Here is a 24,597-nt window from a genome sequence, read left to right as displayed (position 1 = left end):
AAAAAATACCACAATATTACTTGAAAATACATAATATTTCCATGCAAAAAGTGATATCTGGTTAAAAATTAGTTTGTTTTAGGTTTTGATTCCCTAAAAAAACAAAAAATTATGATAAATAAGAAATAAATAATAAGTTTTTTTGATAATTATTAACTAAATAATGAATTTATAAGATAAAATGAGTTTATAAACCTAAATATCAATTAAAAAATACCAAAAAGTGTAATTTATAAGATATTTAGACATGATTATGAACTAAAAAATTATTAATATTAAAAATCATTAAAATTATTTACCTAAATAAGAGTTTTTATTACATTTATGCTTATAAACTGTAAAAAATGACATCAGGAAAGAAGGTAATTAGCATAATTTCTATCGTAGTGATATTAATTTTAGCTGCAATTGGTTATTATAGATATTTTTTTGTGTTTGGAGAAGGCGTAAAAGCGGGAGAGCTTAATTACGTTGTTAGAAAGGGATATCTGTTTAAAACTTACGAAGGAAAACTCATTCAAAGCGGTATTAAATCCCGACAAACCGGAACACTGCAAAATAACGAATTTGAATTTTCTATTGGTAATAAAGCGATTGCAGAAAAGATGATGGCAAATAGCGGAAAATTCTACGAACTTCATTACAAAGAATATAAAAACACTTTACCATGGAGGGGATTTTCAGTTTACGTAGTGGATAGCATTATCTCAGTTAAAGAATTGCCACAATAGTTGGTTGGTTAGGTGAAACTACTATCAATTGATAGTGTTTTAGTAAAATTAACTTTTTTACCAGTTTAACTCTTTTGCACAACCCATAGGCTTTTATAATTAGACATAAAAAAATCCGGTGGTTATTCACCATCCGGATTTACTCATAATATATTTGGTTTGTTTTTTCTTTACTTTACAGGCCAGCTCGCCTAGCTTTTAAATTTAGCTTAATATTTCTCTTGCAATCACTATTTTTTGAATTTCTGAAGTCCCCTCGCCTATTGTACACAGTTTGCTATCGCGATAAAACTTCTCTACCGGAAAATCTTTTGTATAACCATAGCCTCCAAAAATCTGCACAGCTTCTGTTGCAACTTTTACTGCAACTTCAGATGAAAAATATTTAGCCATTGCCGATTCCTTTGTCATTGGCAAATGCCTGTTTTTTAAATCAGCCGCCTGGCGAATTAACAATTCAGAGGCCTCGATTTCGGTAGCCATATCGGCCAGTTTGAAGCTTATAGCCTGAAAACTGGAAATCGGTTGCCCAAATTGCTGACGCTGTTTTGAGTAATTAACCGCAGCATCAAAAGCTCCTTTAGCAATTCCTAATCCTAATGCAGCAATTGATATCCTACCGCCATCCAAAACTTTCATTGCTTGCTTAAAACCCTCACCAACATTCCCCAGCAAATTCGCTTTTGGTACACGGCAATTGTCAAAAATCATTTCAGTTGTTTCAGAAGCACGCATCCCCAACTTATTTTCCTTTTTGCCTGCAGCAAATCCAGGTGTTCCACGCTCTACAACTAATGCAGAAATTCCTTTCGAACTTCCCTGATCTCCAGTACGCACCATTACTACTGCAATATCACCACTTTTACCGTGAGTTATCCAATTCTTCGACCCATTAATAATGTAATCATCACCATCTTCAACGGCTGTAGTCATCATCCTTAATGCATCCGAACCGGTATTCGCCTCTGTTAAACCCCATGCACCAATCCATTGTGCAGTTGCTAATTTTGGCAACCATTTCTGTTTTTGTTCTTCATTACCAAAAGCTAGTATATGCCCGGTACAAAGTGAATTGTGTGCCGCAAGCGATAAACCGATTGAACCGCATACCCTCGAAACCTCAACAATAACATCAACATATTCCTGATAACCAAAACCTGAGCCTCCATACTCTTCTGGCACTAAAACACCCATTAATCCCATTTCCCCTAATTGTTTAAACAATTCTACCGGAAAAGTTTGTTCCTCATCCCATTGCATAATATTCGGACGGATGTGTTTTTCGGCAAAATCCCGAACCATCGTCTTAACATTTATCTGCGTTTCAGTTTCTGAAAAATTATAGCTTACGCTCATGAATATATATTTTTTAGTTAGATGCGGCAATGATAAACAATTATTTTTGAGTTATTTACCATCAAATATTTGCGTAGATGTAGAATGAATTGGTATTTGGTTCAATTATTACATACGCTAATTTTAAACCTTAATAAAGACAGTTTTAAAATTTTGATTTTTTTTCATAAGATTTTTGAAATGAATCAATTATTGATAAAAATCTATTATCAGCTAAAAAACTAAATATGGAGCGATCTTATCGATTACTTGCGGTGTAAGAATTTGGATTTTTCTTAAATCATCGATATTTGAATAATTACCATGCTGCTTACGATATTGGATGATGGCGTTAATTTGTTTATATGATAAGTAAGGAGCGCTTTTTAATGCATTAAAATCAGCCGCATTAATATTTATAGTTCTTATTGCATTCGCATTAACCGAAATCTGGTCTTTCACTTCTGCGTATTTAGCCGAGTCTAAACCATACACCTCCATTAATTGCTCTTTTTTGTAAAAACCACCTAAACGCTCCCGATACTTTAAAATCCGTAATGCAAAAGCTGGCCCTATACCTTTTATCTGATCTAATGCTGCTGAGTCTGCCCGATTAATATCTACAACAACCAATGCCTTTTTAACAAATTCCTTTTTTTCATACTGAAAATCCTTTTTTGGAAAGTCAATCTTTTCAATTTCAACATAAGGTAAAAGCTTTTTATACATCTCAGGCGAAATCGTATACATGCGTTGTAAATCTTCGGCCTTAAAAAATTTACCGCCTTTGTTTCTATAGTTTACTATAGATTGAGCCTGTTTTGCTGATAAACCTAAGGTTTGCCAATCTTCAGCATCAATTTTATTTGGGTCGAACTTGAATAACCTATGTGTAATCTTTTCAGATGCATTTTCAATATATTCTTTAGTATAACTAAAGCGTTTTTGATCGCTTATCTCAATCTTCTGTATGGAGGCAAGCATGTTTTCATTGTCTTTTTCTACCTATAGAAAAGAGGAAAGGTTTTAAGAAGGATGATAATAATGATTAAAAGCAGCAATCCATTGAATTCGCTTTTGCTGAAACCGAAATGTTTGTTTAGCCAAATTCTCATTGTGCGATATGACATGTGTATTATAAATATAAATCTTATTTTTGGGATTGCAAAGCACTTGGCGTTTCGCAAATCAACAAGCCCATTATTTTTTTATGAAGATTATAACTACCTCAGAATTTGCAAAGGCAACGAAGATTGATAAATTGGGTGTACCGGGACTAGCCGGCTTGCTGATGGAAATTATGAAGCTGAACGACATTAACGATGTGTTCTCTCAAAATCAGCATTTTAAAGGTTTAGAGTTTGTAGATAAAATATTAGAAACAATTGGTGTTTCGATTGATTTTGATGAGGATGAATTAAACAGCATCCCTAAAACCGGACCATTTATAGCTATTGCAAACCATCCGTATGGCGGTGTTGAGGGTTTAGCATTGGTAAAACTTTTATGTACCGTTCGCCCGGATGCGAAGGTTATGGTAAACTTTATTTTAAAGAAAATCCCAAACCTGGATGAATTTTTTGTTGCGGTGAATCCTTTCGAAAATGTACAACATTCATCAAGCATCAGCGGCTTAAAAACAACTTTCGATTTATTAAGAAATGGAACGCCAATAGGTATTTTCCCTGCGGGAGAAGTATCGACATTTAAATTAGATGCCCAGCAAGTTACGGATAGAATGTGGCATCCGGTGGTTGGAAAACTTATTGCCAAAGCAAAGGTGCCGGTTGTACCAATTTATTTTCACGGCAATAACGGTGTATTCTTTAATATTTTAAGTTTCATACATCCTACGCTACGTACCGCTAAATTACCATCCGAATTTTTAAATAAACATGGCAGAACCATCCGAGTTAGGATTGGAAAGGCTATTGGTTTAGATGAAATTTCGAACATGAACAAAAGCAATAAATTAATGGACTTTTTGCGTGCCCGTACTTATGCCTTAGGTGTGGGTTTAGATACTGAAAAAAAGCTCTTTAATCCTTTAAATTTATTCAAAATCAAAAAGAAAGCTGCTGATGTTATTGAGGAAACATCAAGAGTTTTGATTAAAGATGAGGTAGCAACGCTTGAAGATTTTAAAGTTTGGACTGAGAAAAACTACGAGGTGTATATTGTACCCACTCTTAAAATTCCGAATGTGCTAAGAGAAATAGGACGTTTAAGGGAAATCACTTTCCGTGAAGTTGGCGAAGGCACAAACAAAAAAATAGATTTAGATAATTACGATATTTACTATAACCATTTATTTATTTGGGATAGAGATTTAGAAAATATAGTTGGCGCTTACAGAATTGGTAAAGGTGATGAGATTTTAGAAAGCATGGGCCGCCGTGGTTTTTATTTATCAGAGCTTTTTAAAATGAAGGATCAGTTTTATCCAATCTTAAGGCAAGGGATAGAACTTGGCCGTTCGTGGATTAGAAAAGAATATCAGGGTAAACCATTGCCACTTTTCTTACTTTGGAAAGGGATTTTAAAATATCTGATTGATAATCCTCAATACAGATATATGTTTGGTCCGGTGAGTATTAGCAATAGCTTTTCTAAATTTAGCAAGGCTTTAATTGTAGATTACATCACAAAAAATCATTTCGATTATGAAATGGCCAAATATGTTAAGCCAAGAAATAAATTTAAAGCTGATTTATTGCCAATTTCTACCGATACACTTGTAGATAGCAGTGATTCTTTTAAAGATTTAGATAGTATTATTGGAGACATTGAAAACTCTCACATTAAGGTTCCGGTGCTGTTAAGACAATACATGAACCTAAATGCCAAAATTATTTCGTTTAACATCGACCCTAAGTTTTCTGATTGCTTAGATGGATTTTTGGTAGTTGATACCCACAACATCCCGGCAGAGATTCTTGAAAAACTTGGTAAAAATCTTTAATAAAAAAACCCGGACATCCATCCGGGTTTTTTATTATCAACTAACCTAAACTTTTATAAATACTAACCAAATATTTACATCGGCAAAGGTGAAGTATTAATGTTAAGTTAAAATCAATAAATCGTTATAAAAACACTTTTTTAGAGCAAATTGCATTGATAAATTTACCTTCTTAAGAATAATTTATCCGGTAGAATATTAAAATTATCACAGAGCTGCTATCATTCAAAATTAACTAGAAGTTAAGTTTGTACCCACTTGTTAACATTAAATAATTGTTGATTTTACATTAAATAATATTAAATTTAATGTTACCAAATATTTGAAATTGAAAAACGGTATAAACAAGTTTTCGTTTATTTCTTTAGTCTTGTTAAGCCTATTTTCGTCGCTTAATAGTGCACAAGCTCAATCTTATGCTTTTGAGTTTTTTGATGGCACTTTCAATTTCAATATAGATTCTGGCTCCATTATTAAAACACCATCGCTGGCAACTGCCCAATCGGTTAAAGATTTTTACAATAAAGCCAATACATACAATTACAAACCTCTAATCTCCTTGTTATCTGATTATAAGAAAAAACATAATTTAAACGATTGGATTTTTTATCAACTAATCAGAAAAACGGCTGAACAGATTAGTCCGAAAGCGGAAAATTACAGTCAATACACCTTGTACAAGTGGTTTTTATTAACAAAATGTGGTTATGATGCGAAAATTGCCGTGGGCGATGGACAGATTATTTTTTATGTTAAAAACGATGAAGACATAAGCGACATTCCATTCTTCGAAATTGACAGCAAAAAATATATGTGCTTAAATTACCACGATTATGGCAAACTTTTTAAGCAAGCAGGAGCCTATAAACAGGTAGAAATCTCAGTTCCGGAAGCTACACATGCATTTTCTTACAAAGTAACCAGCATGCCTGATTTCAAACCTGATAATTACAAAGAAAAAGATATACAGTTTAGTTACAAACAAAAAATCAATCATTTTAAACTAAAGGTAAATGATGATGTGGAATCCATTTTTAAAAATTATCCAATAGTTGATTTTGAAACTTATTTTAATATTCCTTTAAGCAGAGAAACCTATAGCTCTTTGATTCCGGTTTTAAAAAATAATTTGAAAAACATGAACCAAAAAAAGGGTATTGATTATTTGATGCAATTTACCCGATATGCGTTTTTATACGAAGATGATGCTCAGAATTTTGGTAAAGAAAAACGTTATTCACCAGAACAAACATTATCCAATACAATAAGCGATTGTGATGATAGGGCTGCGCTTTTTTTCTTTTTAGTGAAAGAGATTTATAACTTACCCATGCTGGCCGTTTTATATCCAAAACATTTAACAATTGCTGTACAATTTGACCAACCTATCGGAAATTCAATTACTTATAATGGCAAAAAATATTCTTACTGCGAGCCCACTCCGCAAATTCAAAACTTAAAAATCGGTCAAATATCAAACAGCCTGAAAGATAAAAAGTATGAAATTGTTTACGCTTACGAACCAATTAAGCGTTAATGTTAATTTTAAGTTAATTCAAAATTAAGGGAAGGTTATCTTATCTGTAAATTTAAAATTGAGTTAAGTTTTTGTTTACATTTAAGTTCTAATTAAAATTTTGAAAATTATCCTCTACACATGGCTGCAATCATTTATTCGGTTTTAAAAGAATTTTTTGTAGAAATTCATAATCATCAGGTTAAGGCCAGAATTCTTTCTCCCGTACATGATGAAAATCTATTTACATTTCAGGTAAATTTATATTTCAAAAATAAGAGTGATGCAGATGCGAATGACCCGACATCAACTTTCAATTCTTATGCAAATGCCGAAAGACACCTTTTAGGTTATTTAGAGGCATTTCAAAACACACTTGATTTAGGTGGCGACATCGCCGAAGGTGCTAAATTTTAAACCAACATTTGCCATCAACATTTTGCGATTGCTACAAGGGGATAGACGACAATTAATCTATATACCAGCTGTTTATACAAAACAAATAATTTGGTGTTAACTCACAATCAATTGGTTAACATAATCATAATATTGATTTCATATTCACATAACATATCTTTGGGAAAATCCATTATTGTTAGATGAAAAAGAAAAAAACTTCAAAGAAAACCCAAGGTACAAGCAAGACACTAAGAAAAGAGATAGCATCTAAATTGACTTCTGCATTTAGCGAAATTGCAAAGGTTTATGGAAAAGAGAAGAAGGCAGAAAAATCAATTGAAAAGCTGGCTAAGAAATTATCAAAGAAGGTAAGCATTAGCACAAAAAAAGATGCAATAGAACCTTTTATTAAGGAAGATGAGCTTCTAACTATCGTTAATGATGCTAAGCCAATCGTAAATAAAACAAAGCGTAAACCAAAGGTTGAAGAAACCACAGAAACTGCATCATAAAAAAAGGGTTTCAGAATTTTAGTTCTGAAACCCTTTTATATTTTACTACTGATTTAACTATTTTACTGCACCTGGTGTAGTGTATGGTAAATTTTGTGGGTCGAAATGAGCCCATCCTGCTGCCCAGTTCTCAGCACCGAATGCACCTTTGTAAGCAACGCTTGTAAAACCTGCTGTTAATTTAGAGTTTGTAAATGCTGCACCTGCGGCTGCTGCCGAATTAACAACTACCGTAAAGTTTGGTACTCCAACTCTTGCTGCTGCAACTAAATCTGCCGAATATTTGTAAGGGTCTGTAAAAATACTTGCGGCCAACGCTGCTGCATCAAAAGTATTTGTTGCGGTTAATAATGGTGTAACAACACCCAAAGCCGTAGCGTTAGAAGCTTTGATTTGATTGCTTTTGCTGTTTGAATTATAAATCAAGTTATTAGCAAAAACAGATCTTCCGGCAACTAGGTTTCCTGATGCATTTAAAGTTCCACCTGCTGGTAAAGCATCATCAAAGAAAACACCTTCAGTGTAACCAACTATTACAGAGTTGAAAATACTGATTGCAGAATTACGACGGATTTGAGCTCCATGTTGGAAGTTAGCATTGATACTTGAACTACCAGAACCCACAGGACCTAAAATTGTCATATTTGAAAATACTGCTGAAGTTTGCGGAGAAGCATTGTCACCAGCTGCGTTGTTATCTGATTCAAATCCATTTGAACCTGATACGTCTGCTGTAACTGATAAACGCTGTGCTAAACCAAACTGAACTTTACCTGAGAAACCATTATCTGTATCAAAATCATCATCCCAAGAATCGATAGCAACTAAGTGAGAACAATTAACAGAACCTCCAAACCATTCGAAAGCATCATCTCCTGAACGATAAACTTCAACATAATCTACAACAGTACCAGAACCAACCGAACCAAAAGTTAAGCCATTAATTTCGTTATCCGGACTTAAAGCAATACCTGCATATTCAATGCGGATGTATTTTAAAACTCCAGAGTTATCTGCGTTATCAGTACCACCGTGCTTACCTTTATCTGTAGCATCAGAGATACCTTCGATAGCTACCGAAGTACCAACATTATTTTGTGCTTTACCTAAAATAATTAAACCACCCCAATCACCTTCTTTGCGGGCACCTGCAGCCACACTCGAAGTAAATACAATTGGCTTTTCTACTGTACCGGTAGCATTGATTTTAGAACCTCTGGTAATTACAAGTGCACCTTTTGTTGCTTTATCACCTTTTATAATTGTTCCTGGCTCGATAGTTAAAGTAGCATTATTTGTTACAAAAACATTACCTTTTAATAGATAAATCTTATTTGCTGTCCAAGTTGTAGATGCAGTAACATCACCTGAAATTTCAACTGTACCTGCATCAGTTGGTGGGTTAATCTCGCCATCATCACCACTTTTAGAGCAACCTGCTAAGAAAACCAATACGCTTAATGCGCATAGTAATAATTGTTTTTTCATTTTAATTAATTTTACTTTTTCCAAAATTAGGATTTGAATGTAATTTGAATATTAAGCCTTGTTTAACAGATCATTAATCCAGCTTTAAATTAATGTTAACCTTAAAATGTGTATGAGAATGATAACGAATAATTGCTACCTGGTTTGTAACTCGCTATCGTTTCATCAGATGTTCTGTTGTACTTTTTGTTTACATCAATATCATAGTATTGAGTAATGCGGTTACCAAGAATATCACCAGCATTGAATTTTATTTCACCTTTGTTTTTAATTACTTTTAAGGCTAATTGCAAATCAATAACATCTCTTGGAACTTCCCAAATTTCAGGGAATAACACACCACCGGCAACTACTAATCTACGTCCAACTCTATTGTATAATGCGTTAAAACTTAATTTATCGCCTAAGAAATTATGTTGTAAACCCGCATTAACAATGTATGGCGCCTGTCCAACCATTGGTCTGTTTGTTTGTTTTAGATTGATGCCTGTATTTGCGGTTACAACTTTAGATTTTATTAAAGATAAGTTTGTGTAAAAAGTTGTTTTCTTTAGAAAATCAGTTTTAGCGATAAAATCTAAATTTTTGCGGAACTCAAACTCAACCCCGTAAACATCTACATTATCAGAATTGATGTAAGTAATAATTCTGGTCGAACCGGCATCCTGATTGTAAGATTCTATTGCATTATGAAATTTTTTGTAGAAACCAGATACAGAAATGATTTGGCCAGCCTCTGGGAAGAACTCGAAACGTAAATCTGCATTATCAATTTTAGCTTCCTTTAAGTTTGGATTACCTTGTTGTAAAGCAAGTAATTCGTAATCATAAATAGCGGCAGAAGATAACTCTCTAAATTCTGGTCTTGCTAGCGTACGATAGTACGATGCTCTTAAGTTAACTTTAGGAGTTAAGCTGTAAGTATAATTAACAGACGGTAAAACATCAACATAATTATCGTTTACTGATGTTTGCGGAGTTGGAACTTTGGCATCTAAAACAACATTAAATTGCTCTACCCTTACACCCCAAACTAATCTCGATTTTTCGCCAAATTTATTATCAAGCATTAAATAACCGGCATTAGTTATCGAATGTGCTTTATAGCTATCAGCATCTGCCGAAATATCATCTAATGAATATGCACCACCGTTTATTGCATCAGCACCATATAATGTACTTAATGGGCGCTGGCTTATTAAATCTGCGTTTGGCGCACCAGTATTCGCTCTTAAACCTACAAATCTTGCATCAAAAGTTCTATCGCGATATATTGAACTTAAACCCGTTTTAAAGGTTGCCAACTGACCGAACATTTTTAATGGAAGCGTATAGTTTAAGCCACCGCTAAAATTGTCTTCACTCAGTTTAGAAAATAACCTCGAGTTTTCTTTACTTAAAGTTCCTGTGCTGGCAGTGTAAACATAATTTGCAGTACCGGCATCAGATGGATTTCTCTGGTAAGAAATTTTCTTTTGGTCTGGTTGATCATTTAAGATATTAGCATAGCTTAATGACCAGTTAATTTTCGAGTTATTTTCTCCTAAAGCATGATTACCTTCAACCGTAGATTTAAATAATTGCTTCTGCATTAAATCAAAAGCGAAAAATTTAATATCTCTACCTCTATCGCTATTAAATCCATCTCTTGTTAAATATGCATCATCATAAGCTCGGTTATAAATATTTTTGAAAGTGATTTTACTCTTTCCATACGTGTATGCAAAGTTTGCAATGGCTCCTAAACTTGTAGAGAATCTGTAAATATCATCATGGTAATCATAATTTACATAATCACGAATTACATCATTATTTATAGTTTGCGAATTTCTGTATGTAAGAGAGAATAGAGCACCAAATTTATTGGTTGTTTCTTTAAACTCTTTAACTCTGCCTAAAGTAAATTGATAATTCTGAGTTGGTAAAGCCGTATTGGTATAAATTTTCCAATCCTGAGATAGCGATTTCATTGCTGAGATTTGCTGAGCAGATGTTAAACCGCTGCTAATTCTGGTACGCGAAGGAAAGTTGGCAGGTAAAGCTTTATCGCCATTATCAAATCCTAAATAATCAGTTGCATTTCTTTTGCCACTTTTAAAATCTTTAAATGTAGATTCTGTATTATAACCTGTACCTACACCAAAACTAATAAAGTTTCTGTCTGGAATATCTTTAGTATTAATTTGTATTGCTCCACCTGTAAAATCGGCAGGTAAATCTGGAGTAGCAGTTTTGCTAATCACTAAATTATCAACCAAATTAGATGGCACAATATCAAAAGAGAATGCTTTACGGTTTGGCTCTGTACTTGGAAGTGATGAACCATCTAGTGTGGCGTTATTGTAGCGATCACTTAATCCTCTGATGACAACAAATTTGTTATCCTGAACAGTTGCACCACTCACTCTCTTTAAAACGTCTGATGTATTTCTATCAGGTGATTTTTTAATCTGATCGCTGGAAACACCATCAGAAATTACGGCACTGTTTTTTTGTTTAGCATATAAAGAGTTAACAGATTCTTGTCTGAAACTAGCTTTTACTACAACTTCACCTAAATTTTGTCCGCCAGATTCACTAAGCACAACATTTAATGAAGTAGTAGCTCCACTTTTAACCTCAACATCAGAAATTTCTTTGGATTGATATCCGATAAAAGAAAATTCTAAAGTATGCTTCCCATCAGCCATTGGAAGAATATATTTTCCATCCACATCTGTAGAAACACCTTTGTTTGTACCTTTAATTCTAACCGTTGCACCGATAATGGTTTCACCCGTTTTTTTATCTGATACTGTACCTGAAATTTTTCCGGTTTGTGCATAAGAAATTATGCCGAAGAATAAAATCAACATCGTTAATGCCGATTTTCTAAAAATTGTAATTGAGTTCAATTTGCCTACGTTTAATTTTAGGCAAAGCTATTACCACAATGTTAGCTACATGTTAGGTGTTAATTAAGCTTTTTTTAGCTAAATGTTAACTCAGTGTTAATTGGTAAAAGATTAATATCTCAAACCTATTTTCTTACAAATAAAGTGCAATAACCATATCGGACCAATTAACAAGAATTTAACATCATCTAAAAACGATGGCTTTTTTCCTTCGATTTTATGCCCGATAAATTGACCAATCCACGCGATAACGAAAATTATTAAGCAAACTAACCATAATGCCAAACCACCAGCCTTTTCCCACTGCTCTAACGCTACAATACCATAACTCATAGCAGCAATAATTAAAAGCATGAAATAAGAAAGCACAGGCGACAGACGATAATAATAATACACTGAAAAGGCAATTAAAAAAGAAGCCCAATTCAAATACATATTATACTTACCTAAAAAAGAAATTTGCGGAAATGGAATTGACCAGACTAAACCTAATAAACTAAAAATAATCAATGGCACACAAATCCAATGTATAACCTCATTTGTATGGTTGTTATGACTTTCCTGATATTTATCGAAATAAACATCTACAGGACGTTTTTGTACAATAGTTTTGGTTTGCTTGCTCATCATGTAAAAATAAATAAAATATTTAAAAGGCAATTAATATCAGGGCTTATACAACATGAATCTGCTTAAATCATTGCAATCAGCAGGCATGAAATAAACTTAGCCATAAAATGCTGTGTATTCCGTGTTTTCTTGGCAAACAAAAAAAGCGATGAAAACTCATCGCTTTAAAATCTATATAACCACATAAATCTGTGGAATCTTTCAATCTGTGTAATCCTCTATTTAGCAAAGGCTACAGAACGGGTTTCTCTAATAACCGTTACTTTAATCTGTCCCGGATACGTCATTTCTGTTTGAATACGAGTTGAAATATCTGCTGCAAGCAATTCTGCCTGAGCATCAGTAATTCTTTCGCTTTCTACAATAACGCGTAACTCTCTACCTGCCTGAATTGCAAAAGTTTTTTCTACGCCAGGATAAGAAAGGGCTAATTCTTCTAAATCTTTTAAACGTTTGATATAACTTTCTACAACTTCTCTACGTGCCCCAGGGCGAGCGCCAGAAATTGCATCACAAGCCTGAATAATTGGAGAAATCATCGATGTCATTTCAATTTCATCGTGGTGAGCACCAATTGCATTACAAATTTCCGGATGCTCTTTATATTTTTCTGCCAATTGCATACCTAAAATAGCGTGTGGCAATTCAGGATTATCATCTGGCACTTTACCTATATCATGTAATAAACCAGCACGTTTTGCCATTTTAGCGTTCAAGCCTAATTCGGCTGCCATGGTTGCGCAGAAATTAGCAACTTCACGAGAGTGGTGCAAAAGGTTTTGACCATAAGATGAACGGTAACGCATACGTCCAACCATACGGATAAGCTCCGGGTGTAAGCCGTGAATGCCTAAATCTATAACCGTACGCTCGCCGATTTCTACAATCTCGTCTTCAATCTGTTTTTTAGTTTTGGCAACAATCTCCTCAATACGAGCCGGATGTATACGGCCATCGGTTACTAAACGGTGTAAAGCCAAACGAGCAATCTCTCTTCTAACAGGGTCGAAACCCGATAAAATGATGGCTTCTGGTGTATCATCAACAATAATCTCAATACCTGTTGCGGCTTCCAAAGCACGGATATTTCTTCCTTCTCTACCAATTACCCTACCTTTAATTTCATCACTTTCGATATGGAAAATAGATACAGAATTTTCGATTGCGGCTTCGGTAGCTGTACGTTGAATGGTTTGAATAACCACTTTTTTAGCCTCTTTGCTAGCCGTTAATTTTGCTTCATCAACAATATCTTTAACCTGCATCATAGCCTGTGTACGGGCTTCTTGTTTCAGGTTTTCTACCAATTGCTCCTTCGCCTCTTCGGCAGATAGCCCGGCAATAGTTTCCAATTGTTTTAAATGCTGATTTTTTAGAACCTCAACTTCTTCTTGCTTTTTAACTGCAATTTCAGTTTGTTTTTCTAAATGAACCTTTTGCTTATCTAACTCTTGTTCTTTCTTGTTGTAATTTTCTAAACGCTGATTTACCGATTGTTCTTTTTGTTTAATCGTATTTTCACGTTGATTAATAGCATTGTTTTTAGCATTAACTTCCTGCTCATGCTCAGCCTTTAGCTGTAAAAATTTTTCTTTTGCTTCTAAAAGCTTATTCTTTTTTAAAATTTCAGCGTTATTCTCTGCGTCTTTTAAAATTTTCTTCACTTTACTCTGTGCAGCAACTTCTTGTTGTTTTAGCAAGTTGCGTAACAGGAATCTACCAACCACAACACCGATGGCTACACCGGCAATTAAGGCAAACACGTATCCTAATATTTCCATTTTGTTTTGTTTGTAAAAAAAAACCGCAGCTAATTTTTAAAGTCTCATCTTTTTCAAACCTCAACTAAGCATAATTAGGGTTTAAGCCATTTTCAGATACTAAAAGCAAATGAAATCCGCCCTCTTAACCCTATAGATATTGAAGTGTTAAGTTTTATAAAATTTGAAACTCAAAAAATAGCTACGGCTATATTTTTGTGCTAATTGTAAAAAGTTTTCATCAGGTTAAATTTATTTCAGCATCTGATAAATCAAATTCTGGTTAAAACCAAAATAACGAATACTTAAAAAGAACGTACCTTATTTTGAAAAGAAATCGTTTAATAAAACATCCAATTCTTCAACTTTATCAGCAACAGCAGTATCCTGGTTTTGCACTTTATTCTCCGTTCTTAGCACAGCGGTTGCGTAATGCAACACAGCCATGGAAAGTAAATCCTGCTTATCTCTAACCGCATAATTTTCCTGATAGTCTTTTATGCGCTCATTAATCATTTTTGCTGCCCGTCTCACAATCTCTTCCTCTTCCATATTAACCTTTAGAGGATAAATACGGTCGGAAATGGTTATTTTAATAGAGATTTCTCCCATTTTTTAGCTTAGTTTCGATTTTTTGCTTTACTTATTTTTTAAGCAATGCAATACTTTTGTCTATCTCCCGCACAAAATCGTTAATTTTTTGTTTAATATCAAGCGACTTTTCGCTTGCTCCTTCAATACTCTTGGCAAGTTTTGTAACCCTTAATTTTTCTTCAAGGTCTACATGTTTTACTTTTGAAGTATCAAGCGCAACTTTTAACGATTGATTCTCAAGCTTTAATAAATCATTTTCTTCTTGTAAGGCATTGCACAACTCGATTACCCGGGTTGTTTTTTGTATTACTTTACTTAATTGTTCTGCAACAGAAGTCATGAATTTATTTTTTAAAAATACAAAATAATATTTTATTTCCTAATTTCTGCGCCTGCTTGAGCTGTTATATTTGTAATTAATTTATGCATAGTTTGCTCAATCTGCTTATCTGTAAGGGTTTGTTCCTCATCTTGCAAAATGAAATTTAATGCATAAGATTTTTTTCCCTCCGGTAATTTATCGCCCTCATAAACATCAAAAACACCAACATCTTTTATTAGCTTTTTGTCGGTTTTGTAAGCAATTGCCTTTAAAGTATCAAAGGTTATATTTTTATCAATTAATAAAGATAAATCTCTTCTTACCTGCGGATATTTTGAAACCTCTTTATTTACAATTTTATTTTTGCGAACAATATCCAGTAGAACAGCCCAGTCAAAATCAGCATAAAAAACCTCTGCATTAACATCAGCAATTTTTCTATCTGCTTTTGTAACCGCACCAAAACGTACTAAAGTTTTATCGCCTCTAAAATATTTAATACCATAGGCGAAATCTTCATCCTCTAATACATCCGATTGATAAGCCGTGATACCCAAACGCGAAATTACTGCATCAACTGCTGCTTTTAAATTATAAAAGCTTGAAGTTTTAGCCTTTTGATTCCATTGCTCATTTTCTGTTGCACCAGAAATCAGTAACAATAACCTCGGACGCTCTACATACTGCTCATTAATTAAATGGTAGGTTTTACCATATTCGTAGAATTTAACATCAGCATTTTTACGGTTCTGGTTATAAGCAACACTCTCCAATGCCGGCATCAGTAAACTTTGGCGCATTACATTTAAATCACTACTTAAAGGATTTAAAATAAAAACGGCTTCATCTGTATTTTTAGAATATGCAGATTTAGTTAAAGAATTACACCAAATTTCTGAATAGCCATTTGCGCTAAGCATATCTGCAATTACGTTTTGTGTATTTTCTTTATCAGGTTTTGATGTATAAGAAAGCGAAGCATTAATTTTAGAAGGAATTTCAACGTTGTTGTAACCGTAAATTCTTAAAACTTCTTCAGTAATGTCGCACTCACGGGTAACATCAACTTTAAATGATGGCACTCTTAGCGCTAATTTATCATCAGATGTATTGGTTGCCGAAATACCCAAAGCCGTAATAATATGCTTAATTTCTGCAGCCGGAATGTTTGCACCAATTAATTTATTAATGCTTGTGCAACTCACTTCAAACTCAAATGGTTTTATGTGTTTTGGATAAATATCAGAAACTGATGAAGAAATTGTACCGCCAGCAAGCTCCTTAATTAAAAGCGCAGCATATTTTAATGCGGTAACCGTCATTTCAGGATCTGTTCCTCTTTCAAAACGGAAAGATGCATCCGTTTTTAAGCCATGCCTTTTAGCTGTTTTACGAACGGAGACAGCGTTAAAGTATGCACTTTCTAAAAATATATTTTTTGTTTCTGAATCAACTCCAGAAGTTTTTCCACCAAATACGCCTGCAATACACATAGGTGCATCTGCATTGCAAATCATCAAATCTTCTGAACTTAATTTGCGCTCAACATCATCAAGTGTTAAAAAAGATGTGCCTTCTGCAACTTTTTTAACAATTACCTTTCCGCCAACAATTTTATCAGCATCAAAGGCATGTAATGGCTGTCCGAGTCCATGCAATACGTAATTTGTTATGTCTACAACATTATTTATCGGCCTTAAACCAATAACCTTTAATTTATCTTTCAACCACTCAGGAGAATCTGCAACCGTAACACCAGAAATGGTTACACTGCTATAACGCGGACAAGCGTCTAAATCTTCAACCTCAACCGGGATAACCAGATTTTCGTTCTCTGTTTTGAAAGCAGATAAATCAGGCATTTCAAATTCACTTCTGAAATAAGCAGCCAAATCTCTGGCTACACCTAAGTGCGAAGCTGCATCAGCACGGTTTGGGGTTAAACCGATCTCGAACACGAAATCATCTTCCATTTGAAAATGCTCTTTCGCTAAAATCCCAATTTGGGTTTCTGCCGGAAGAATCATAATTCCATCGTGAGATTTACCTAAACCAATTTCATCTTCAGCGCAAATCATACCTTGCGATACCTCTCCCCTGATTTTAGATTCTTTGATTTTAAAAGGCTCGCCTTCTAAGGGATAAACCGTTGTACCAACGGTAGCTACAACAACTTTTTGCCCGGCGCCAACGTTTGGAGCTCCACAAACAATCTGAAGATTTTCTTTGCCGCCAACATTAACAGTGGTAACACGTAAACGATCGGCATTTGGATGCTGTATACAAGTTAAAACCTCACCAATAACCAAACCCTCTAAACCGCCAATAACTGGTTGCACTTTATCTACACTTTCAACTTCCAAACCTACGTTTGTAAGGATTAGCGAAAGTTCTTGCGGGGTTTTATCTATTTGAATGAATTGCTTTAACCAGTTGTATGATATTTTCATCTTTTAGTATCAAGTAGCGAGTATCAAGTCTCAAGATTAATCCTGATTGATAATCATATTTTATAAAACGCAAAGATATTATTTAATGGTTAAAGCAGAAAGCTTATCGAGAAATCTCGGTGTAATAAATATGACTTAATTGTTCATTATAATTGAAGCAAGCCTATCTCTAACAAATTCCTCCGTCATCTCGACTGAAGCGCAGCGAAACGGAGAGATCTTTGAACCATAAAAATCGAACTCACAGTTCGGTTTACCACATAAGTATATCCTGGCATAAATCTGTCCATTCATTGTTTTTGATTGCTATTAAATGCTCTTTCTTTAACCTACTCCACTTTTTCAATTGTTTTTCTCTTGCAATAGCTTCTTCAATAGATGGATACATCTCATAATAAACACAAATACTTAAATTATATTTAGCGCTAAAGGATGTTGGATCATACTTATCGCGATGCTGTTTCATTCTTATTTGTAAGTCAGAAGTTACTCCTATATACAATGTTGTTCTTTGGTAATTAGTCATTATGTATACGCATCCTCCTCGTTCCATACTATTTTTTTAAAAAATTTTATATTGAAAGTAAGGATAAATTTATCTGAGATGCGATATACTCCTTCAAAAAACTTTCAAGCTAACTGAATACTTTATCTTGTTTATCAACAGCTGAAATAAAGGTGATAAATAAATAAAAATCATATTTAACGGAAAAGATTTCTCTGCTACGGTCGAAATGACGATGTAGACGAAATGACTACGGCTATTCCTGCGTCATCTCGACTGAAGCGTAGCGAAACGGAGAGATCTTTGAACCACATAACCATTATTAAAAGATTTCAGCTTCGCTGAGCACTTCGTGGTTCTCTGCTACGGTCGAAAAAATGACGACCACAACTAATCTCTGCGTCTATCAGCGCAAACAACTCCATTAACCATCCTAAAAGAAAAGGCGAACAAAAACAGGTAAATGATCTGATGGGTATCTTTTGTCTTTACTATCACTCAACACTGCAAATTTTTGAACTTTAAAACCTTTATTAACGAAAATATAATCGATCCTGTTTTTTAAATCGCTATTAAAATCAAAAGCATTAAAAGTTCCATTCGGACCATAAGGTACTTCGACAGTAATTTCTTTAGCATCTTGCAGAAAAGATTTTATGGTTGAAATTGCTTCAGTTTCAGGCGTAACATTTAAATCGCCAGTGTAAACAACAGGCAATTTTGGGGCAATTTCCTGTATTTTCTGCTTAATTAATTTTGCAGATTCTATGCGGGCTTTTACACCAACATGATCGTAATGCGTATTAAAAACAATAAATTCTTTCTTATTTAGCTTATCATACAACTTTACCCAGCTACAAACCCTTGGCAAAACCGCATCCCAACCTTTTGATGGAACATTGGGGGTTTCTGATAACCAAAAAGTACCACCATCTTTTTTTGTGAACCTTGTTTTATCAAAAAATACGGCAGAAAATTCGCCTTTACGCTTACCATCATCTCTGCCAACGCCAACAAAGTCAAAATTAGAATTTGCTATTAAATCATCGAACTGGTCGGCCAATGCTTCTTGCACACATAAAATATCTGCATCATAAAACTTTACCAAAGCTTTAACATTATCTTTTCGATTTGGCCAAGCATTTACTCCATCGCCTGGATTATTATACCTTATATTATAGGTGATAATATTTATTGGTGTGGTGCTTTTTTGAGCAAAAACTGGTACAGATAACAATGCACAGATTGCAATGGCTATTAAGTTTTTCATGCTGCCAAATTACAAAATTGTTAACTGCCTGTTGTTCATTTTATGTTAAGTAACAATTGTTTTATCTTAAATAATGCCTTCATCGCGATAGCTGTAATAGCCATTATCTGTAAAAATTAGATGGTCAACAATAGGAATACTGAGCAAATTACCCGAAGCAACCATATTTAGGGTAAGTTTATTGTCGCTATCGCTTGGTTTTAAATTCCCTGATGGATGATTATGCGCCATAACAATATAGGCTGCATTTTGCTCTAGTGCAACTTTGAAGATAATTTTCGGGTCGGCAACAGTACCAGCTTGCCCACCTTTACTAATTAATTGTTTGCCAGTAATTTTATTTGCCCGATTGAGCAACAAAATCCAAAACTCTTCATGGTTTAAATGTGCAAAAGTTTGGTAGAGATATTTGTAAACATCACTTGAGGTAGAAACTTTCACAATATCTTCGATGGCAGTTTCTCTTCTGCGCAAACCTAATTCGAGTGCGGCAACAATCGAAATTGCCTTCGCCTCTCCTATCCCTTTAAATTTAGAAAGTTCGGCAATGGAGGCCTGCCCTAACTTAGTGAGATTATTATTAAAAGAATTAAGAATTCGTTTACTCAAATCTACCGCACTTTCGTTTTTATTACCCGAACCAATTAGTATTGCGATAAGTTCTGCATCGGTTAAATGCCTTCGCCCATTAAGTAATAATTTTTCTCTTGGCCTGTCTTCCTCGGCCCAAAGTTTAATTCCTAATTTCTGCTCGTAGTTTTCCATAATTTTTTACCCAAAAAAAAGGCATCCCAACTTGCGGTTGGGATGCCTTTTACTAATATCGTAAAAAATTAGCTTATTTTAAACCGTTAACGAATTTCGTTAATTTTGATTTATTGTTAGCTGCTTTGTTTTTGTGAATAACGTTTTTCTTCGCTAAACGATCTAACATAGAAATTACTTTAGGCAACAAATCTGATGCAGATTTTTTATCTTCAGATGCACGTAATCTCTTAATAAAAGTACGTGTAGTTTTTGCCTGATATCTGTTACGTAAACGTTTTGTAGCGTTTGCTCTAATTCTTTTTAATGAAGATTTATGATTTGCCATTGTAATTAGCCTTTATTTTTTTCTTTAATCGTTTCCTATAATTCGGGTTGCAAATATAGGATTTATGTTTTTAAATTACAAAACACTTTAAACTTTTTTATTTTATTTTTTTATCCCCTTATTATTGGCACAAAAATACTCATAATTTTTAATTCTATATACTGTAAATCACATTATTGAATTGTTTTCTATTAAACCTGCCTAAAAATGCTATTTTTGGACAAAACGACTTTTGAGTGAAAAAACGAATAGCCATATTTGCTTCAGGTTCGGGCTCTAACGCCCAAAAACTAATGGAGCATTTTAAAAGAAGCACCGATACGGAAATTTCATTAGTTTTAACGAATAATGCAGATGCTTATGTTTTGCAGCGGGCGGATAATTTTGAAATCCCCAGCCATGTATTTGATAAACATGAATTTTATAAAACAGATGAAGTAATCGATTTATTAAAAAATCTCGACATAGACCTTATTGTTTTAGCTGGCTTTCTTTGGCTAATCCCTAAAAATTTAATTGCCGCTTATACAGGCAGAATTGTAAACATTCACCCGTCTATTTTACCAAAATTTGGCGGCAAAGGCATGTATGGCGATAACGTTCATAATGCAGTTATCGCCGCAGGCGAAACAGAAGGCGGAATTACCATTCATTATGTTAATGAAAATTACGATGAAGGTGAATACATTTACCAGGCCCGTTATAAAATTGATAAAGCTGATAACCTGGAAATGATAAAGTTTAAGGGTCAACAGCTTGAGCATTTACATTACCCAAGAATTGTAGAGAGCATTGTAAAAAAGATTAAAAAGTAAGTTAATTTAGTTTGTATACTTATCTATTTTAATTTTCTTAGCGATGACTTGCATTTATAATAAGCTATCGCAGATTACAATTATGCAGGCAATAAATCGGTTAACAAAACATCTACAATATTTTAAATCAGTATTAAATTGTGATAAGGGATAAAAATTAAGCTACAACTATCCATAATAAGATAATGTATTTTTTACTCCTTAATCGTATAAAAAAACATTCTGTTTTACTACCTTTGCGGCTCAAAATTTATAGTAAAATGAGTCAACCCATTAAAATCAAAAACGCTTTAATTTCAGTATATTATAAGGATGGTTTAGCGCCATTAGTTGAGTTGCTTGCTAAGCAAGGTGTTCAATTATTTTCTACAGGTGGCACTGAGCAATTCATTAAAGATTTAAACCTACCGGTTACAGCGGTTGAAGATTTAACGGGTTACCCTTCTATTTTAGGTGGTAGAGTTAAAACCTTGCATCCAAAAGTATTTGGCGGCATTTTAAATCGTAGAGGTTTAGAAGGCGATAAACAACAAATTGCCGAATATGAAATTCCGGAAATTGATTTGGTAATAGTTGATTTATACCCATTTGAAGAAACGGTTAAAGCTGGTGGAACAGCAGAAGAAATCATTGAAAAAATTGACATAGGTGGAATTTCTCTAATACGAGCAGCGGCTAAAAACTTTAACGATGTAGTAATTATTGCATCTAAAAACGATTACCCGACTTTGCAGGCTCAATTAGAAGCCCAGGATGGCGAAACAACTTTAGCTCAGCGTAAAGCCTTTGCTAAAACAGCTTTCCACACTTCTTCTCATTACGATACCGCAATTTTTAACTATTTCAATCAGGAAGAACCACTTGATGTTTTTAAACAAAGCGTAACTGAGGCGAAAACTTTACGTTATGGCGAAAACCCTCATCAAGGTGGTGTTTTTTATGGCGATTTAGATGCCATGTTTACAAAGTTGAACGGAAAAGAACTTTCATACAATAACTTGGTAGATGTTGATGCGGCGGTTGCGCTGATTGATGAATTTGAGGAACCAACTTTTGCAATTTTAAAACATACAAACGCATGTGGTATTGCCTCTCGCTCTACTGTAAAACAAGCATGGCTTGATGCACTGGCCTGCGACCCGGTTTCTGCTTTCGGTGGTGTGTTAATTACCAACCGCGAGGTTGATTTGGCAACCGCTGAAGAAATTAATAATTTATTTTTCGAAGTTTTAATTGCACCATCATATCAACCAGAAGCAATTGAGTTATTCAGTAAAAAGAAAAACCGCGTTATTTTACAACGTAATGAGGTTGAACTTAGCAAAAAACAATTCAAAACTTTATTAAATGGTGTAATTGAGCAGGATAAAGATTTAATTATCGAAGGTCCGGAGCAAATGACAACCGTTACGGATAAAGCACCTACTGAACAAGAATTGAAAGATTTATTTTTCGCAAATAAAATTGTAAAACACACAAAATCTAACACTATTGTTCTGGTTAAGGATGACGTTTTAATTGCAAGTGGCGTTGGTCAAACCAGTCGTGTTGATGCTTTAAGACAAGCGATAGAAAAAGCAGCTTCATTTGGCTTTAGCATTAAAGGCGCTTCGATGGCATCGGATGCATTTTTCCCTTTCCCTGATTGTGTTGAAATTGCTGCTGAAGCAGGTATTACTGCAGTTTTACAACCTGGTGGCTCTATTAAAGATGCAGATTCTGTTGCGAAAGCAAATGAAAAAGGTATTGCAATGGTAACCACAGGCGTTAGACACTTTAAACACTAATCGGAAAGAATAAAGTTAAAAGCTGAAAGTTTAGCTTAAAATGACTGTCATCCTGAGTTTGTCGAAGGACAATAGTTAGAAGTTTAATAAAGGGTTAAAACTTAAAGGCCTAAGGGTTACATGCTCCTCATTACGGAGGCACAATAGTTTTTATAGAAGCGTAGGAATTTTTGCAACGGCAAACCCGAGTAAAATAGACCCGATTGCAGTGGAAATATTTTTTGATTTGCAGGTCTTCCATAAGTTCAGCCTGACTAACACAAAAAGATTGGAACAAAAAGCGGGACTGGTTTAACCTAAGAATTACCGCTTTTGATTTTCAATAAATATTTTAATTGCAACAAAATCAATTAAATGAAGAATGAAAATAAAACATAAAACAATAAAAATCCTATTTTTACATTAGGAATAGTATAGATTTAAACAAAATTAAAATAAAGACACCTTTTACATGGGATTATTTAACTGGTTTACGCAAGAAGTTGCCATTGATTTAGGCACTGCGAATACCCTGATTATACATAACGACAAAGTTGTGGTAGATGAGCCATCTATTGTAGCTTTTGATCGTACTACAAATAAAGTAATTGCAATTGGCCGTCAGGCGATGCAAATGGAGGGTAAAACCCACGATAATATTAAAACCGTTCGCCCATTAAAAGATGGTGTTATTGCCGATTTCAACGCTGCTGAAGCAATGATTAAAGGTATGATTAGAATGTTGAACGGTGGTAAAGGCTGGATGTTTCCATCATTACGAATGGTAATATGTATTCCATCGGGTATAACCGAAGTTGAGAAACGTGCCGTACGTGACTCTGCAGAAATTGCCGGTGCTAAAGAAGTTTACTTAATACATGAGCCGATGGCTGCTGCAGTTGGTATTGGTATTGATGTAGAAGAACCGATGGGTAATATGATTATTGATATCGGTGGTGGGACAACTGAAATTGCAGTTATCGCTTTATCTGGTATTGTTTGCGATCAATCTATCCGCGTTGCGGGAGATAACTTCGACTCCGATATTGTAAACTACATCCGTCGTCAGCATAATATTATGATTGGTGACCGTACCGCTGAGAAAATTAAAATTGAAGTTGGTGCAGCGCTACCTGAATTGCAAGATGCGCCTTCTGATTTCGCGGTTCAAGGTCGAGATTTAATGACGGGCGTACCTAAGCAAATTACGGTTTCTTATACTGAAATTGCGCACTGTTTAGATAAATCGATTTCAAAGATTGAAGAAGCAATTTTAAAAGCTTTAGAAATTACTCCTCCGGAATTATCGGCAGATATTTACCAAACCGGCATATATTTAACCGGTGGTGGTGCATTATTAAGAGGCTTAGATAAACGCGTTGCCGCAAAAACTAAATTACCTGTTCACGTTGCAGAAGATCCACTTCGTGCTGTAGTACGTGGTACTGGTATTGCCCTTAAAAATATTGGTGGTTATAAATTCTTAATGCAGTAATCAGGTAATACGTTGTAAGTTTTGCGTTCTACGTTATCAACTTACAACGTATTACCTTTA

At 34.4% G+C, this 24,597-nt stretch carries 21 protein-coding genes; 8 read left to right on the top strand and 13 right to left on the bottom strand.

From position 1 onward, the window contains the following. Nucleotides 1-344 precede the first annotated feature (344 nt). Nucleotides 345-731, top strand: coding sequence for a hypothetical protein (locus LUA86_RS11845; RefSeq protein ID WP_231462541.1), 387 nt, complete (start codon nt 345-347; stop codon nt 729-731). Between the two features lie 204 nt (nt 732-935). Here LUA86_RS11845 and LUA86_RS11840 read toward each other — a convergent pair whose 3' ends face one another. Beyond that, the gene (locus LUA86_RS11840; RefSeq protein ID WP_231462539.1) at nt 936-2,087 is read right to left on the bottom strand and encodes an acyl-CoA dehydrogenase family protein; all 1,152 of its coding nucleotides are present in this window, start codon (nt 2,085-2,087) and stop codon (nt 936-938) included. 213 nt (nt 2,088-2,300) lie between these two features. Beyond that, nucleotides 2,301-3,050, bottom strand: a complete 750-nt coding sequence (locus LUA86_RS11835) for a ComEA family DNA-binding protein (protein ID WP_231462530.1) — start codon at nt 3,048-3,050, stop codon at nt 2,301-2,303. A gap of 226 nt (nt 3,051-3,276) precedes the next feature. Here LUA86_RS11835 and LUA86_RS11830 point away from each other — a divergent pair, with 226 nt between their 5' ends. The 4 genes from LUA86_RS11830 (at nt 3,277) to LUA86_RS11815 (ending at nt 7,455) form a co-directional block, all read left to right on the top strand. Continuing rightward, entirely contained in the window at nt 3,277-5,028 is a 1,752-nt protein-coding gene (locus LUA86_RS11830) for a lysophospholipid acyltransferase family protein (protein WP_231462522.1), read from the top strand. Between the two features lie 328 nt (nt 5,029-5,356). Then, complete coding sequence (locus LUA86_RS11825) at nt 5,357-6,565, top strand: hypothetical protein (protein WP_231462514.1); 1,209 nt, start codon at nt 5,357-5,359, stop codon at nt 6,563-6,565. A gap of 120 nt (nt 6,566-6,685) precedes the next feature. Further along, complete coding sequence (locus tag LUA86_RS11820; protein ID WP_231462513.1) at nt 6,686-6,961, top strand: hypothetical protein; 276 nt, start codon at nt 6,686-6,688, stop codon at nt 6,959-6,961. 182 nt (nt 6,962-7,143) lie between these two features. Further along, nucleotides 7,144-7,455 (top strand): hypothetical protein, encoded by a 312-nt coding sequence (locus LUA86_RS11815; RefSeq protein WP_231462511.1) that lies wholly within the window; start codon nt 7,144-7,146, stop codon nt 7,453-7,455. A gap of 57 nt (nt 7,456-7,512) precedes the next feature. On the opposite strand, the gene LUA86_RS11810 is transcribed toward LUA86_RS11815, so the two are convergent. From LUA86_RS11810 to rpsT, 11 genes are all read right to left on the bottom strand, one after another. Continuing rightward, nucleotides 7,513-8,943: a hypothetical protein gene (locus LUA86_RS11810; RefSeq protein WP_231462505.1), complete on the bottom strand. Its 1,431-nt coding sequence runs from the start codon at nt 8,941-8,943 to the stop codon at nt 7,513-7,515. 101 nt (nt 8,944-9,044) lie between these two features. Further along, nucleotides 9,045-11,837, bottom strand: a complete 2,793-nt coding sequence (locus LUA86_RS11805) for a TonB-dependent receptor (RefSeq protein ID WP_231462503.1) — start codon at nt 11,835-11,837, stop codon at nt 9,045-9,047. A gap of 111 nt (nt 11,838-11,948) precedes the next feature. Further along, nucleotides 11,949-12,464, bottom strand: coding sequence for a DUF962 domain-containing protein (locus LUA86_RS11800; RefSeq protein WP_231463118.1), 516 nt, complete (start codon nt 12,462-12,464; stop codon nt 11,949-11,951). 221 nt (nt 12,465-12,685) lie between these two features. Then, on the bottom strand, nt 12,686-14,248 hold the full coding sequence (gene rny / locus LUA86_RS11795; protein ID WP_231462495.1) for a ribonuclease Y: 1,563 nt from the start codon (nt 14,246-14,248) through the stop codon (nt 12,686-12,688). Between the two features lie 300 nt (nt 14,249-14,548). Next, nucleotides 14,549-14,839, bottom strand: coding sequence for a cell division protein ZapA (locus tag LUA86_RS11790; protein ID WP_231462488.1), 291 nt, complete (start codon nt 14,837-14,839; stop codon nt 14,549-14,551). 31 nt (nt 14,840-14,870) lie between these two features. After that, a complete protein-coding gene (locus tag LUA86_RS11785) occupies nt 14,871-15,161 on the bottom strand; it encodes a hypothetical protein (protein ID WP_231462481.1) in 291 nt (96 codons plus the stop codon). Between the two features lie 32 nt (nt 15,162-15,193). Continuing rightward, entirely contained in the window at nt 15,194-17,593 is a 2,400-nt protein-coding gene (pheT, locus tag LUA86_RS11780; protein WP_231462479.1) for a phenylalanine--tRNA ligase subunit beta, read from the bottom strand. 253 nt (nt 17,594-17,846) lie between these two features. Beyond that, nucleotides 17,847-18,146 (bottom strand): GIY-YIG nuclease family protein, encoded by a 300-nt coding sequence (locus LUA86_RS11775; protein WP_255713457.1) that lies wholly within the window; start codon nt 18,144-18,146, stop codon nt 17,847-17,849. A 385-nt stretch (nt 18,147-18,531) separates the two neighbouring features. Continuing rightward, complete coding sequence (locus LUA86_RS11770; protein ID WP_231462470.1) at nt 18,532-19,368, bottom strand: endonuclease/exonuclease/phosphatase family protein; 837 nt, start codon at nt 19,366-19,368, stop codon at nt 18,532-18,534. 66 nt (nt 19,369-19,434) lie between these two features. Beyond that, complete coding sequence (gene radC, locus LUA86_RS11765; RefSeq protein WP_231462465.1) at nt 19,435-20,133, bottom strand: DNA repair protein RadC; 699 nt, start codon at nt 20,131-20,133, stop codon at nt 19,435-19,437. 73 nt (nt 20,134-20,206) lie between these two features. After that, nucleotides 20,207-20,461 carry a 30S ribosomal protein S20 gene (rpsT, locus tag LUA86_RS11760; protein ID WP_231462463.1) on the bottom strand — a complete coding sequence of 85 codons (255 nt, stop codon included), beginning with the start codon at nt 20,459-20,461 and terminating at the stop codon, nt 20,207-20,209. A 236-nt stretch (nt 20,462-20,697) separates the two neighbouring features. Here rpsT and purN point away from each other — a divergent pair, with 236 nt between their 5' ends. From purN to LUA86_RS11745, 3 genes are all read left to right on the top strand, one after another. Then, nucleotides 20,698-21,276, top strand: coding sequence for a phosphoribosylglycinamide formyltransferase (purN, locus tag LUA86_RS11755; protein WP_231462455.1), 579 nt, complete (start codon nt 20,698-20,700; stop codon nt 21,274-21,276). Between the two features lie 260 nt (nt 21,277-21,536). Continuing rightward, on the top strand, nt 21,537-23,063 hold the full coding sequence (purH, locus tag LUA86_RS11750) for a bifunctional phosphoribosylaminoimidazolecarboxamide formyltransferase/IMP cyclohydrolase (RefSeq protein ID WP_231462444.1): 1,527 nt from the start codon (nt 21,537-21,539) through the stop codon (nt 23,061-23,063). 451 nt (nt 23,064-23,514) lie between these two features. Continuing rightward, on the top strand, nt 23,515-24,537 hold the full coding sequence (locus LUA86_RS11745) for a rod shape-determining protein (RefSeq protein ID WP_039478263.1): 1,023 nt from the start codon (nt 23,515-23,517) through the stop codon (nt 24,535-24,537). The last annotated feature ends 60 nt before the right edge of the window (nt 24,538-24,597 follow it).

It is taken from the genome of Pedobacter sp. Leaf132 (assembly GCF_920984695.1).
Taxonomy (GTDB): Bacteria; Bacteroidota; Bacteroidia; order Sphingobacteriales; family Sphingobacteriaceae; genus Pedobacter.
Note: the sequence above shows the minus strand (reverse complement) of the source record. Positions and strands in the feature narration are given on the sequence as shown.